This window comes from Amphibacillus cookii, assembly GCF_016908375.1.
Lineage (GTDB): Bacteria > Bacillota > Bacilli > Bacillales > Amphibacillaceae > Amphibacillus_C > Amphibacillus_C cookii.
In genome coordinates, this window is the sequence record NZ_JAFBDS010000011.1 from 80,425 (window position 1) to 93,764 (window position 13,340).

General features: G+C 39.4%; 24 protein-coding genes. 3 read left to right on the forward strand and 21 right to left on the reverse strand.

Translation table 11 applies throughout. The features are described from left to right. Positions 1-4: 4 nt before the first annotated feature. From JOE23_RS15230 to JOE23_RS15240, 3 genes are all read left to right on the forward strand, one after another. The gene (locus JOE23_RS15230; protein ID WP_204439742.1) at positions 5-859 is read left to right on the forward strand and encodes a class II fructose-bisphosphate aldolase; all 855 of its coding nucleotides are present in this window, start codon (positions 5-7) and stop codon (positions 857-859) included. Between the two features lie 33 nt (positions 860-892). Next, positions 893-1,792 (forward strand): ketose-bisphosphate aldolase, encoded by a 900-nt coding sequence (locus JOE23_RS15235; protein ID WP_204439744.1) that lies wholly within the window; start codon positions 893-895, stop codon positions 1,790-1,792. A 65-nt stretch (positions 1,793-1,857) separates the two neighbouring features. Then, on the forward strand, positions 1,858-2,724 hold the full coding sequence (locus JOE23_RS15240) for an ROK family protein (RefSeq protein ID WP_204439746.1): 867 nt from the start codon (positions 1,858-1,860) through the stop codon (positions 2,722-2,724). A gap of 9 nt (positions 2,725-2,733) precedes the next feature. Here the strand turns inward: JOE23_RS15240 and JOE23_RS15245 are convergent, their stop codons facing one another. The 21 genes from JOE23_RS15245 to rpsQ all read right to left on the reverse strand — a co-directional run bounded on the left by JOE23_RS15245 (position 2,734) and on the right by rpsQ (position 13,315). Then, on the reverse strand, positions 2,734-3,159 hold the full coding sequence (locus tag JOE23_RS15245) for a transposase (protein WP_204439748.1): 426 nt from the start codon (positions 3,157-3,159) through the stop codon (positions 2,734-2,736). A 255-nt stretch (positions 3,160-3,414) separates the two neighbouring features. After that, positions 3,415-3,768, reverse strand: coding sequence for a 50S ribosomal protein L17 (gene rplQ / locus JOE23_RS15250; RefSeq protein WP_204439750.1), 354 nt, complete (start codon positions 3,766-3,768; stop codon positions 3,415-3,417). Positions 3,769-3,812: 44 nt separating this feature from the next. After that, the gene (locus JOE23_RS15255; protein WP_204439752.1) at positions 3,813-4,757 is read right to left on the reverse strand and encodes a DNA-directed RNA polymerase subunit alpha; all 945 of its coding nucleotides are present in this window, start codon (positions 4,755-4,757) and stop codon (positions 3,813-3,815) included. A 236-nt stretch (positions 4,758-4,993) separates the two neighbouring features. Further along, positions 4,994-5,383, reverse strand: a complete 390-nt coding sequence (gene rpsK / locus JOE23_RS15260) for a 30S ribosomal protein S11 (protein WP_204439754.1) — start codon at positions 5,381-5,383, stop codon at positions 4,994-4,996. Positions 5,384-5,408: 25 nt separating this feature from the next. Further along, positions 5,409-5,774, reverse strand: a complete 366-nt coding sequence (gene rpsM, locus JOE23_RS15265) for a 30S ribosomal protein S13 (protein ID WP_017473640.1) — start codon at positions 5,772-5,774, stop codon at positions 5,409-5,411. Between the two features lie 24 nt (positions 5,775-5,798). Then, positions 5,799-5,912 (reverse strand): 50S ribosomal protein L36, encoded by a 114-nt coding sequence (rpmJ, locus tag JOE23_RS15270; protein WP_017473641.1) that lies wholly within the window; start codon positions 5,910-5,912, stop codon positions 5,799-5,801. Positions 5,913-5,945: 33 nt separating this feature from the next. After that, complete coding sequence (gene infA / locus JOE23_RS15275; RefSeq protein ID WP_003464670.1) at positions 5,946-6,164, reverse strand: translation initiation factor IF-1; 219 nt, start codon at positions 6,162-6,164, stop codon at positions 5,946-5,948. After that, positions 6,142-6,477, reverse strand: coding sequence for a KOW domain-containing RNA-binding protein (locus JOE23_RS15280; RefSeq protein ID WP_017473642.1), 336 nt, complete (start codon positions 6,475-6,477; stop codon positions 6,142-6,144). Before JOE23_RS15280 ends, infA begins: the two co-directional genes overlap by 23 nt. Positions 6,478-6,861: 384 nt before the next feature. Then, complete coding sequence (locus JOE23_RS15285) at positions 6,862-7,512, reverse strand: adenylate kinase (RefSeq protein ID WP_204439756.1); 651 nt, start codon at positions 7,510-7,512, stop codon at positions 6,862-6,864. Positions 7,513-7,562: 50 nt separating this feature from the next. Further along, positions 7,563-8,858 carry a preprotein translocase subunit SecY gene (gene secY, locus JOE23_RS15290; RefSeq protein WP_204439758.1) on the reverse strand — a complete coding sequence of 432 codons (1,296 nt, stop codon included), beginning with the start codon at positions 8,856-8,858 and terminating at the stop codon, positions 7,563-7,565. Further along, entirely contained in the window at positions 8,858-9,295 is a 438-nt protein-coding gene (gene rplO, locus JOE23_RS15295; RefSeq protein WP_204439760.1) for a 50S ribosomal protein L15, read from the reverse strand. Before rplO ends, secY begins: the two co-directional genes overlap by 1 nt. Before the next feature lie 29 nt (positions 9,296-9,324). After that, the gene (rpmD, locus tag JOE23_RS15300; protein WP_204439762.1) at positions 9,325-9,507 is read right to left on the reverse strand and encodes a 50S ribosomal protein L30; all 183 of its coding nucleotides are present in this window, start codon (positions 9,505-9,507) and stop codon (positions 9,325-9,327) included. Between the two features lie 13 nt (positions 9,508-9,520). Then, positions 9,521-10,024, reverse strand: coding sequence for a 30S ribosomal protein S5 (rpsE, locus tag JOE23_RS15305; RefSeq protein ID WP_204439764.1), 504 nt, complete (start codon positions 10,022-10,024; stop codon positions 9,521-9,523). A gap of 21 nt (positions 10,025-10,045) precedes the next feature. Then, positions 10,046-10,408: a 50S ribosomal protein L18 gene (rplR, locus tag JOE23_RS15310; RefSeq protein WP_204439766.1), complete on the reverse strand. Its 363-nt coding sequence runs from the start codon at positions 10,406-10,408 to the stop codon at positions 10,046-10,048. A 61-nt stretch (positions 10,409-10,469) separates the two neighbouring features. Beyond that, positions 10,470-11,006, reverse strand: a complete 537-nt coding sequence (gene rplF, locus JOE23_RS15315) for a 50S ribosomal protein L6 (protein WP_204439768.1) — start codon at positions 11,004-11,006, stop codon at positions 10,470-10,472. A 32-nt stretch (positions 11,007-11,038) separates the two neighbouring features. Then, complete coding sequence (gene rpsH / locus JOE23_RS15320) at positions 11,039-11,437, reverse strand: 30S ribosomal protein S8 (protein ID WP_204439770.1); 399 nt, start codon at positions 11,435-11,437, stop codon at positions 11,039-11,041. Positions 11,438-11,467: 30 nt separating this feature from the next. Further along, positions 11,468-11,653 carry a 30S ribosomal protein S14 gene (gene rpsN, locus JOE23_RS15325; protein ID WP_091499731.1) on the reverse strand — a complete coding sequence of 62 codons (186 nt, stop codon included), beginning with the start codon at positions 11,651-11,653 and terminating at the stop codon, positions 11,468-11,470. 30 nt (positions 11,654-11,683) lie between these two features. Further along, positions 11,684-12,223, reverse strand: coding sequence for a 50S ribosomal protein L5 (gene rplE, locus JOE23_RS15330; protein WP_204439772.1), 540 nt, complete (start codon positions 12,221-12,223; stop codon positions 11,684-11,686). Between the two features lie 26 nt (positions 12,224-12,249). Next, complete coding sequence (gene rplX, locus JOE23_RS15335; protein ID WP_017473653.1) at positions 12,250-12,561, reverse strand: 50S ribosomal protein L24; 312 nt, start codon at positions 12,559-12,561, stop codon at positions 12,250-12,252. A gap of 70 nt (positions 12,562-12,631) precedes the next feature. Then, complete coding sequence (gene rplN, locus JOE23_RS15340) at positions 12,632-13,000, reverse strand: 50S ribosomal protein L14 (RefSeq protein ID WP_017473654.1); 369 nt, start codon at positions 12,998-13,000, stop codon at positions 12,632-12,634. Between the two features lie 51 nt (positions 13,001-13,051). After that, complete coding sequence (rpsQ, locus tag JOE23_RS15345; RefSeq protein ID WP_204439775.1) at positions 13,052-13,315, reverse strand: 30S ribosomal protein S17; 264 nt, start codon at positions 13,313-13,315, stop codon at positions 13,052-13,054. Positions 13,316-13,340 lie beyond the last annotated feature (25 nt).

The window sequence follows — 13,340 nt, forward strand, 5'->3', positions numbered from 1 at the left end:
TAGAATGTATGTTTCTATGAAAGGAATGCTTCAGCGAGCTAATGAAGGTAAGTATGGAGTCATGGCTATCAACTGTTTCAGCCTTGAAACAGCAAAAGCTGTGATTGAGGCTGCTGAAGAGTCTAGATCTCCAATCATTATTGATTTGCTTCAGGAGCATTTGAAACAGCATTTAGATTATCGCTATTTAACGCAACCCATCATCCGTATGGCTAATAACGCAAGCGTTGAAGTAGCAATCAATTTAGATCATGGTCAAGATGTTGCATATGTGAAGCAGTGTCTAAACGAAGGATTTTCGAGTGTGATGATGGACGCCTCCATGTATCCGTTGGAAGAAAATATTCGAATCACAAAAGAGATGGTTCAGTTTGCGCAAGTATATGATGCCAGTGTTGAGGCTGAGGTAGGGAACATGGGAGGAGTAGTTGGCGGTAATTGGACCGACGAGGATATGTTCACCGATCCTGACGATGCGATTAGATTTATTAAAGAAACTGGCGTGGATTGCTTAGCTATTTCTTATGGATCTACCCATGGAGATTATCCAAAAGGGTTTATTCCAGCACTTAGATTTGATATCGTGGAAAAAATTAAAAAAAACACTAACCTTCCGCTAGTGTTACATGGTGGATCAGGTACTGGTGAAGAAAATATCAAAAAGTCTATCGAATTGGGAATCAATAAGATTAATGTCGGCTCTGACTTTATGCGAGGTCAAGTAGACGATATCTATCAACAATTAAAAGAGAACCCACAGATTGGTTATCCTGACTTGATACATCATACGGTTGCAGCCGGTAAAGAAGTTGTTAAGCGGTATATCCAAATTGCGGGCTCTCAAAATAAGTCACTTTAATAATACTATAAATTAGATGAAGAAGGTAATGAAATGTTAATCAATATGAACCAAATGCTAGAGTTAGCGAAAAAAAATAAATTTGCTGTAGGCGCGTTTAATGTAGCGGACAGTAATTTCCTAAGAGTGGTTATCGAGGCTGCTGAGGAAAATGATGCCCCAGCAATTATTGCTGTTCATCCTACAGAGCTTGAGTTTACTAAAGATGAATTTTTCCAATATACTGTTTCTCGTTTGAAAAATAGCAGTGTTCCTTTTGTTCTCCATATGGATCATGGGGACAGCTTGGCAAGCATAATGCGGGCGATCCACAATGGATTCAGTTCCGTAATGATTGATGGCTCATTACTGCCATTCGAAGAAAACATTCAAATGACTAAAGAAGTTGTTCAAGTTTGTCATAAAATTGGCGTTTCTGTTGAGGGCGAGCTGGGGACTATCGGCAATACGGGAACTTCCATTGAAGGTGGTGTTTCAACGGTAATCTATACCAAACCTGAAGATGCAGAAAAATTTATTGAAGAAACAGGCATTGATACCTTAGCTGTTGCTATAGGAACAGCACATGGCATTTATCCAAAAGATGTAAAACCCGAATTGAAAATGGATGTATTAGAGGCGATTAAAGAAACAGTGGATATTCCTTTGGTTCTTCATGGAGGCTCGGCAAATCCAGATGAAGAAATTGCAAGAGCGGTGGAAATCGGCATCCAAAAGGTGAATATTTCCTCTGATTACAAATATGCATTCTACAAAAAATGCCGTGAAATTTTATCAACTACTGAATTGTGGGATCCGAATGCGATTTATCCTGAATGTATCCTCGAGGCTAAAAAAGTCGTAAAACAAAAAATGATATTGTTTAATTCTATTAACAAAGCTGAGCTATATCGAACTCTAAATGTTAAGCCTTGGAGAAATGAACTGAACTAAATCAGCTATTGAAAATTGCCAAGGGCTCTCTCTTGGCAATTTTTCACAAAAAGGGGTGAAGAAAAATGCTTGGAGGTATTGAAGCTGGCGGAACAAAATTCATTGGTGCTGTCTGCGATAACGAATTAAGCATTATTGATAGGGTTGAAATTCCTACAACTACACCGAACGAAACATTCAAACACTTATTCGATTTTTTTGATAAGTATCAGTTAAATAGTTTGGGTATAGGTTCGTTTGGTCCAATCGGAATCAATAAAAATAAGGCGGACTATGGTTATCTATTATCGACTCCCAAAAAAGGGTGGGCGAACTTTGATTTTCTTGGAGAAATCAAAAAGCGTTATTCAGTTCCTTATGTATGGACTACGGATGTGAACGCTGCAGCTTATGCTGAGATAAAAAGGGGAGCTGCGAAAGGAAAAAAGAGTTGTATTTATTTGACTGTTGGAACTGGAATCGGTGGTGGGGCTGTTTTCAAGGATCAATTGCTTCAAGGATTTAATCATCCCGAAATGGGACATATTTTTGTGAAGAGGCATGAATCGGATGATTATTGGGGGTGTTGTCCTTATCACAAAGATTGTTTAGAGGGGCTAGCCTCTGGTTCATCCTTAATAGGCAGAACTGGTAAGCTGGGAGAAATGATTGATAAGCATGATCCGATTTGGGATAAACAGGCATACTATCTGGCGCAAGCGTTAGTGAATTATGCGATGGTATTATCTCCCGAGATAATTGTTTTAGGCGGTGGGGTCATGAAACAAAATCATATGATTGGAAGAATTCGTAAGGAGTTTGACCGATTGTTGAATGGGTATGTTACTCTTCCATCAACAGAGGAATATATTGTTCCTTGGAGTTTGTCAGGAGAAAGTGGTATTGTAGGGGCATTACTATTAGCACAAAATGAATTTGAACAGACAAAATAAAGAAAAATTTCATTCAAGAGTGCAAATCAAGTATCTGCGCTTTTTTTGTGAACTAAATTTAACTGTAAACGCAATACAAAAATAAATTGTTCGTTCGGTGCACTTTTCTTTCGTCATGAGCCGTTGAACCGTCGTGGCTGACACAGCCGTATCCTTTGCGATATCTTTTAAAGACTGCGCTTCTGCCGCCTTGATTAAAACACGTGCTTTCGTATATTTCGAAAGATAACAATGTTTTTCAACAAGAGATGTAGCCACAGTAAACGTATTCCCACACGCCTTACACTTAAAGCGTTGCTTTCTCAAATTCAGATAGCTTTTCTTCACTCCACCAATCGGAAGTGTCATACGTGAGCATTGTGTGCCATTTTTATATATCGTGTAATCTTCATTCTTAAACCGCCGCAACATGTGCAAACTTCTTGAATATGACAAGTGCCTTCCCTCCTGGATTGGTTTTCGTTGACTTTAATTCCACAGGGAAACGCATTTGTTTTCTATCTATAGAAGTAGAAAAAACGCTAGTGAATTTCGATCCTCATTTCACATCATCATGAAATGAGGATTTTCCTTTACCAACGTCAAATATTATACAACCGAAAATTTATGCTTTACTAGTGTACAAAAAAGGGCTTGGATTCAAGCTCATATTGAGACTCTATCCTGCCCTTGCTTCTATCTATTATTCAGTTAGACTAACTCAATAATCGCCATGTTAGCTCCATCACCACGACGTGGTCCAAGCTTTAATACACGTGTATAACCACCTTGACGGTCTTCATAACGCGTTGCGATATCATCAAATAACTTCTGTATTACATCTTCTGTTTCGCTTGCATCCTTCTTGTATAGGAATGATGCTGCTTGACGGCGAGCATGTAAGTCACCACGTTTACCAAGTGTAATCATTTTTTCAACTACAGAACGTAAATCTTTTGCTTTTGCTTCTGTTGTTTCTAAACGCTCATGAATGATCAAATCACTTGCAAGGTTTCTTAGTAATGCCATCCGTGCATCTGTTGTTCTACCTAGTTTTCTAGCCATTGATTATCCCTCCTTTTTTAGGAATCTATAAAGGTTTTTTATGACTAATCTTCTTTACGTAAACCTAAGCCTAAGTCATCCAACTTATGTTTCACTTCTTCAAGTGATTTACGTCCTAAGTTTCGTACTTTCATCATGTCATCTTCAGACTTATTTGCAAGTTCTTGTACGGTATTGATACCCGCACGCTTTAAGCAATTGTAAGTCCGGCCAGTTAAATCTAGTTCTTCAATGGTCATTTCCAATACTTTTTCTTTCTGATCTTCTTCTTTTTCAATCATGATTTCAGCATTTTGAGCTTCATCTGTCAATCCAACGAAGATATTTAAGTGTTCGGTGAAAATTTTCGCACCTAAAGATACAGCTTCTTCTGGGCGAATACTTCCATCAGTCCACACATCTAAAGTCAGCTTATCAAAGTTTGTCATTTGACCGACACGTGTATTTTCCACTTGGAAAGTGGCACGTGATACGGGCGTGAAAATCGAATCAACCGGAATAACTCCGATCGGTTGATCATCATGGTTATTAGCGTCAGCAGGACGATAGCCACGACCACGTTCAGCAGTAATTTTCAAGCGTAGGTTAGCATTGCTTCCCAATGTCGCAATATGAAGGTCCGGATTAAGGATTTCCACATCACTATCGTAAGTAATATCCGCAGCAGTAACAACACCTTCTCCTTGCACGTCAATTTCTAACGTCTTCTCTTCATCAGAGTAGATTTTCAAGGCTAGCTTTTTAAGGTTTAGGACAATTGTTGTTACATCTTCAACAACACCCTCAATTGTTGAAAACTCATGAAGGGCGCCATCAATTTGGACAGATGTTACTGCAGCACCAGGAAGTGAGGATAATAGAATACGACGTAAGGAGTTTCCTAGTGTAGTCCCATATCCACGTTCTAGTGGTTCTACGACGAACTTTCCAAAAGTAGCATCATCATTGATTTCTACAATTTCTATCTTCGGCTTTTCAATTTCGATCATTTATAAAACCCTCCTTTGAACGTCGAAACCCCGGTTAGACCATTGTCTAACCGAAATTCCTCAGGTAGGCAGTTCCCGCTCCTGCACTATCTTCTATTCGTATATTTTTTGTCTGTCAGTTTCGATGCTGGTTGAGAATGGTTAAATGAGATCTTATTCAAATCTATCTTCAAACGTTCTGCTTTAAGCAATCATAATCCATTATAGACAGGCTGACAAATTCTATACGGATAAAATTAGACACGGCGACGTTTTGGTGGGCGACAGCCATTGTGAGGAACTGGTGTTACGTCTACAATAGCAGTGACTTCCAAACCAGCTGCTTGAAGTGAGCGGATTGCTGCCTCACGTCCAGCACCAGGGCCTTTTACGGTTACTTCTAAAGTTTTCATGCCATTCTCTTGAGCAACTTTAGCTGCTGCTTCTGCTGCCATTTGAGCTGCAAATGGAGTAGACTTCTTTGAACCTTTAAAGCCTAATGATCCTGCACTGCTCCAGCTAATTGCATTACCTTGAACATCAGTAATCGTAACGATTGTATTGTTAAATGTTGAACGGATATGTGCAATACCCGTGTCAATATTCTTTTTGACACGTTTTTTACGTGTATTCGTTTTACGAGCCATTCGTATCATAAACCTCCTTTAATGCTTATTTCTTTTTGTTTGCGATCGTTTTACTTGGGCCTTTACGCGTACGTGCGTTGTTTTTCGTCTTTTGTCCACGAACCGGTAATCCGCGACGGTGACGTAAGCCTCTGTATGAACCAATCTCAATTAAACGTTTAATATTAAGAGAAACCTCTCGGCGAAGATCCCCTTCAGTATTGTATTGATCTACCGCTGTACGAATACGACCTAATTCATCTTCAGTCAAATCACGGACGCGTGTATCTTCAGAAACCCCAGCTTCTTTAAGAATCGCTTGAGCAGTTGATTTACCAATACCATAGACATATGTTAATGAAATGACTACACGTTTCTCACGTGGAACATCAATACCTGCAATACGTGCCATTATTGCTTTGCACCTCCTTATTGATTAACCTTGTTTTTGTTTATGCTTCGGATTTTCGCAAATTACCATAACTTTTCCGTTGCGACGAATAACTTTACATTTTTCGCAAATGGGTTTTACAGATGGTCTTACCTTCATCATCCATACCTCCTCTATTATCGGAGCTTATCATTATTTATAACGGTACGTAATACGCCCTCTTGTTAAATCGTACGGAGAAAGTTCAACCGTCACTTTATCTCCTGGTAGAATTCGAATAAAGTGCATACGAATTTTCCCAGAAACATGTGCTAAAACGGTGTGTCCATTCTCTAATTCAACTTTAAACATTGCATTCGGTAAAGTGTCAGTAACCGTACCTTCTACTTCAATTGCATCGTCTTTCGCCATCGAGTTGATCTCCCTTCTTCAAATCAGTCACTACTTCATTGACAAATTTTGATATAGCAAAACGCAGCTTACCATTTGTAACGCGACCTGTTTCTAGAAGGCTTTTTTGAACCTCAGGAGAAATATAACGCATCGGAATAATGTGATTAAAGTTCTTCTTCTTCGGTCGATCATACTTCCGTTTCTCTCCGTCTGCAAGCAGAACAAAACGATCATCGACAATATTGATGACAATGGCATATTGACCTGCTTCTCGCCCTTGCAAGATTTGAACGACTTGACCTATCTCAGGACGCGACTCCGTATCATTCAAACATGATCACCTTCACTTAAGTTTTTGTTATACAACTACATAACCAACTTATTATCCATTGTAAAACATGTTTTTCTACAAGCTTATATTTTACCACGTTTAGTGACAACCGTCCAATTATTCGCAACCATTACAAGTGTTAACACATCCTAAACAAGCTAAACCCTAGCAGTTAGACAGGATGTTTCACTCAACGATGCGTTCTATTGAAAAGGGTGGCACCTGGTTTTGCTCTGTGAGACTTAAATTTGTGATTTAGTCTCGCTACATTACCACCACAGGTAGTAATCGCTAAATTTATGGTGCAAATGCTGCCAATCAGATCCAAAATCAAACCATTCGATTGCGGATCTTACTTCGTAGCAAAGGTTGCACGATATTATATTATGATAAAGTTTGAAGCTTTTTATCAATCGCTTCAAACACAACATCGATGTCTTGATCACCATCTACAGTGACAAGATAGCCCTTATCTTGATAAAAGTCAAGTAACGGTTGAGTTTGCTCAATATTTACTTCTAGACGCTTTGAAACTGTATCCGCACGATCATCTTCTCTTTGAATTAATGTTGCTCCATCATGATCACATTTCCCTTCAACTTTAGGTGGGTTGAAGATAACATGATAAGTAGCTCCGCATTCCGGACAAATACGACGACCTGTTAAACGATCGACTAACTTCTCCTGTGGAACATCAACGTGTATAACGTATTGAAGTGGCGCATTCAATTCAGATAACAAGTTTTCTAAAGCTTCTGCTTGAGCAATGGTTCTTGGAAAGCCATCTAACAAGAATCCTCTCTCACAATCGGCTTTGCTTAATCGCTCTCTCACAATTCCAATGGTTACTTCATCAGGAACAAGCGCTCCTTGATCCATAAATGATTTTGCTTTCTTACCTAGATCTGTTCCTTCTTTAATTGCGGAACGAAACATATCTCCAGTTGAAATATGAGGAATCTGATATTTTTCTACGATCTTCTCAGCTTGTGTGCCTTTACCTGCTCCAGGAAGGCCCATTAAGATTAAGTTCACTGCTATTCCCCTCGCTCTCAATTTATTAAGTCAATGCTTCTAAAGTTGACTTATTTAATAAATCCTTTATAGTGGCGTTTAACAAGTTGACTTTCAAGTTGTTTCATGGTTTGAAGTGCTACACCAACAACAATCAGTATACTTGTTCCACCAATCTGAACGGATTGAGGTAGGTTTGCGATACGACCTAAAATAATAGGTAATACAGCTACTGCTGCTAAGAAAAGCGCCCCTACAAAGGTTAAGCGATATAAAACGCGAGTCAAATACGTTTCAGTTTTCTTACCAGGTCGAATACCAGGAACATAACCGCCTTGTTTCTTCAAGTTTTCTGCCATTTGCTCAGGGTTTGACTGGACAAAGGTATAAAAATATGAAAAAGCAATGATTAGCGCAACATAGATAACCATCCCAGCTGGCTGTGTATAATCGAAGATCGTTTCAATTGTATTCGCAACACTACCGTCAAAAAAGCTAGCAATCGTTCTTGGTGCCATAATGAAAGCAACAGAGAAAATAACTGGGATAACACCAGCTGTGTTAACTTTCAAAGGTAGGTGTGTCGACTGACCACCAACTGTTGAACGATTAGCTAAACGCTTAGCATATTGAATCGGTATTTTTCGCGTCGCCTGTTGGATAAAGATGACACCAACAGTTACAGCTAATACGACCAACACAATTAATGACACAATAACCGTGTTGATGAATAGTTCATCACCTACATTACCACCAAAATATTGTTCATATACTTGATTAATTGTATTTGGAATAGCAGCCACAATACCTGCAAAGATAATAACTGAAATCCCATTCCCCACACCATGTGCAGTAATTTGTTCACCAAGCCACATTAGAAATGCAGTTCCAGCAGTTAATACAAGCGCAATAACGATAAATTTATCAATCGTTGGGTTGGCGATGAGGCCGCCCCCAGCCATTGCGTTAAAACCGACTGACATGGCAGTGGCTTGAATAAAAGCTAGAACAATCGTTGCATATCTCGTGACCTGGGCCAACTTACGACGTCCCACTTCACCTTGTTTTTTCCACTCGGCAAATTTAGGGACGATATCCATCTGTAATAACTGCATAATGATTGAGGCCGTGATATAGGGCATAATCCCCATTGCAAGAATGGAGAAATTTTGTAATGCCCCTCCTCCAAATGTGTTCAGAAATCCAAACACATTTTGTTGATCATTCATAAAGCCAATTGCTGTTCGATCTGTGAACGGCACAGGAATAAACGTACCGATTCTAAAAACAATTAGCATGAGTAATGTAAAAACAATTTTGTTTCGGATATCTTTTACACGAAAGAAATTGGAGATTGTTTGGAACATTAGATCACCTCAGTTTGACCGCCCGCTGCCTCAATTGCTTCTTTTGCAGAAGCAGAGAACTTGTGAGCTTTTACAATAAGTTTCTTTTCAATCGTACCATTTCCAAGAACTTTAATGCCGGCTTTTAGCTTGCTTACAAGACCTGTTTCAAGTAAAAGCTCAGGTGTTACTTCTGTGCCTTCTTCAAATTTATTTAATGCTGCAAGATTAATAACAGCAAACTCTTTACGATGAATATTTGTAAAACCGCGCTTCGGTAAACGTTGGAACAAAGGCATTTGACCACCTTCAAAACCTGGACGTACACCGCCACCTGAGCGAGCATTTTGACCTTTGTGACCACGGCCAGATGTTTTTCCGTTTCCAGAGGACATTCCACGACCGACACGGTTTCGCTGTTTACGAGCTTGTGATGGTTTTAATTCATGAAGTTTCATGCGAGCACCTCCTCTATGCACTAATGTGATTATAATTCTTTAACCGTTACTAAGTGTGATACTTTACTAATAATACCTCTTACCGCAGGTGTATCTTCACGGACAACGGATTGATTTAATTTGTTTAAGCCTAATGCTTTAACCGTTCGTTTTTGCGTTTCAGCTCTGCCAATGACACTGCGGGTGAGGGTAATTTCTAACTGATTAGCCATTCGATTTCCCTCCTTATCCTAACAGTTCTTCTACTGTTTTACCGCGTAATTTTGCTACTTCTTCAGCAGGCTTCAATTCAGAAAGCCCCTGAACCGTTGCACGTACCATGTTGATTGGTGTGTTAGAACCTAATGATTTAGAGTTAATGTCACCAATACCCGCTAATTCAAGGACAGCACGAACAGGTCCACCAGCGATAACACCAGTACCTTCTACTGCTGGTTTAATTAAAATACTACCTGCGCCAAATTGGCCAGTTACTTGGTGTGGAACGGTTGTGCCTACAAGTGGTACTTTAATTAAATTTTTCTTAGCGTCATCAATAGCTTTCTTAATCGCATCTGGAACCTCTTGGGCTTTCCCAGTACCGAAACCAACGTGACCATTTTTATCTCCAACAACCACTAATGCCGCAAAGCGGAAACGACGTCCACCTTTAACTACCTTAGCAACACGGTTAATCGTTACTACGCGTTCTTCTAAATCTAATTTATTTGGATCGATTTGAGTTTGCAATATATGTCCCTCCTTTTACAATTAAAATTCAAGACCTGCCTCACGGGCAGCCTCTGCTAATGCTTTAACACGTCCGTGATAGAGATAGCCTCCACGGTCGAACACCACGTTCTTGTGGCCTTTATCTAATGCGCGTTTTGCGATCAATTCTCCGACTAACTTAGCAGCGTCAACGTTTCCTGTTGCTTCAGCTTTAAATTCATTGTCAACAGTTGATGCGCTTGCTAACGTCACACGATTGACATCATCAATCAGTTGCGCGTAAATATGTTTATTTGAACGGTATACGTTTAAGCGTGGACGTTCCGCCGTTCCAAATAGGTTTTTACGGACACGTAAATGTCTTTTCTTACGTACCGCATTTTTATCTGGCTTTGTGATCATCTAGGTCACTCCTTTCTGTTCCCTAACTAACGTAACTAATTAGTCAAAAGGTTAACTGACTTTACTTAGCCGTTTTACCTTCTTTACGACGAACATATTCGCCTTCGTAACGGATACCTTTACCTTTGTAAGGCTCTGGCTTACGGATCGCTCGGATGTTAGCGGCAATTGCTCCTACCAATTCCTTGCCGATACCTTTAACCACTACTTTTGTATTTGCTGGAACATCGAACTCAATACCTTCTGGTTGCTCGACTTCAACTGGATGTGAGTATCCTGCACTAACCACAAGTTTATTTCCTTGCTTTTGCGCACGATAACCAACACCTTGGATTTCTAATGCTTTCTCATAACCTTTGTGTACACCTTCAACCATATTTGCGATCAGGCTTCGTGTTGTACCGTGTAAGGCTTTATGCTTTTTGCTCTCAGACGGTCTTGCAACAGTTAGTTCATTACCATCGATGTTAATAATCATATCTTCATGAAGTTGACGCGATAATTGTCCTTTAGGACCTTTAACTGTCACTAAGTTGTTTTCATTTTTAACTTCAACACCTTCAGGGATTTCAAGAACCTTAAAACCTATACGTGACATCTACATGGCACCTCCTATCTTAATGAAAATGATTACCAAACGTAAGCGAGAACTTCGCCACCAATAGCTTGTTGACGTGCTTCTTTGTCTGATAAAATACCTTTTGAAGTTGATACGATTGCAATACCTAAACCATTAAGTACTCGTGGTAACTCATCAGCTTTGGCATAAACACGCAATCCTGGTTTACTAATACGTTTAAGTCCAGTAATAACACGTGCTTCATTCGCACCATATTTTAAGAAAATACGCAATACACCTTGTTTATTATCTTCAACGTATTCATAATCGCGCACAAAACCCTCACGCTTAAGAATATCTGCAATCTCTTTTTTGACTGTTGATGCAGGAAGCTCTAGCTTCTCATGGCGGACCATGTTTGCATTACGAATACGTGTTAACATATCTGCAATTGGATCTGTCATAACCATTCAATATTACCTCCTTCCCATAATCGGGGTTTACCAGCTTGCTTTTTTGACACCAGGAATTTGACCTTTATAGGCAAGTTCACGGAAACAAATACGGCAAAGTTTAAATTTACGTATTACAGAGTGTGGACGTCCACAACGTTCGCAACGAGTGTACTCTTGCACTTTATGTTTAGGCGTCCGTTTTTGCTTTGCAATCATTGATTTCTTAGCCACTATTTTCCCTCCTTGTACTAGCAGTTAAGCTTATTTTTGGAAAGGCATGCCAAGTTGAGTTAGTAATTCACGTGCTTCTTCATCAGTGTTAGCCGTTGTAACAATGACAATATCCATCCCGCGAACTTTACTTACTTGATCATAATCTACTTCTGGGAAAATCAATTGTTCTTTTACACCTAATGTATAGTTTCCACGACCGTCAAAAGCTTTATTCGAGATACCACGGAAGTCACGAACACGTGGAAGTGATACATCAATTAGCTTTTGAAGAAACTCATACATGCGTTCACCGCGAAGGGTTACTTTTGCACCGATCGGCATACCCTCACGCAAACGGAATCCTGCAATTGATTTCTTAGCTTTTGTTATTAGTGGTTGTTGACCAGATATTAATTTCAATTCTTCTACTGCACTATCTAGCGCTTTAGAATTTTGAACAGCATCGCCAATACCCATATTAATAACGATTTTTTCTACTTTTGGTACTTGCATTATTGAATCATAATTAAATTTTTCTACGAGTGATGACGCAATGTCATTTTGGTATTTATTCTTTAGTTCGTTCATCTGAGTAGCCCTCCTTTCGTCGCTAATTACTTATCTAACGCTTCACCTGATTTTTTAGCGATACGAACTTTCTTTCCGTCACGTTCTTCATGTCCAACTCTTGTTGGCTCGCCGGATTTTGGATCAATCGGTAATACATTAGAAACATGGATTGGCGCTTCTTGTTCAAGAATACCGCCTTGTGGATTATCTTGCGAAGGTTTTTGATGTTTCTTCACCATGTTGATTCCTTCTACAAGTACACGATCTTTCTTTGGGTATGCGGCAAGAATGACTCCTTGCTTCCCTTTATCTTTACCAGACAAAACTTGTACTTTATCACCTTTTTTTACATGCATGCTAGACGCACCTCCTTACAAGGCTTTTCATTTAAACGGTTTTGTTTTAAGTGTTTCGGTGGCTTAAAACTTAAAGTACCTCTGGTGCTAATGAAACAATCTTCATAAATTTAGCATCACGCAGTTCACGTGCTACTGGACCAAAGATACGAGTTCCTCTAGGGCTCTTATCATCACGGATAATAACCGCTGCGTTTTCATCAAAGCGAATGTAAGAACCATCTTTTCGACGAGCACCTGTTTTAGTGCGTACGATAACAGCTTTTACAACCTCACCTTTTTTAACAACGCCCCCAGGTGTTGCTTGTTTCACCGTACACACAATCACATCACCAATATTAGCAGTTTTACGACCACTTCCGCCTAATACTTTAATCGTTAGGACTTCACGAGCTCCTGAGTTATCTGCTACTTTCAAACGACTCTCTTGCTGAATCATACTGTTGTTACCTCCCTTCGGAATTCATCCGAGCGAACTTTGCAAATTGTTTTAGATAATTACCGCTTCTTCCACTATTTCAACAAGACGGAACCGTTTTGTTGCTGATAATGGACGAGTTTCCATGATTGAAACAATATCACCTATTTTAGCTTGATTGTTTTCATCATGTGCTTTAAATTTCTTTGAATACTTAACACGTTTACCATATAATGAATGGAATTTGTACGTTTCAACTAATACCGTGATCGTTTTATCCATTTTGTCGGATACAACACGACCTGTATAAAGCTTACGATTATTACGCTCAGTCATTTGAGGCTAACCTCCTCTCGAGTTT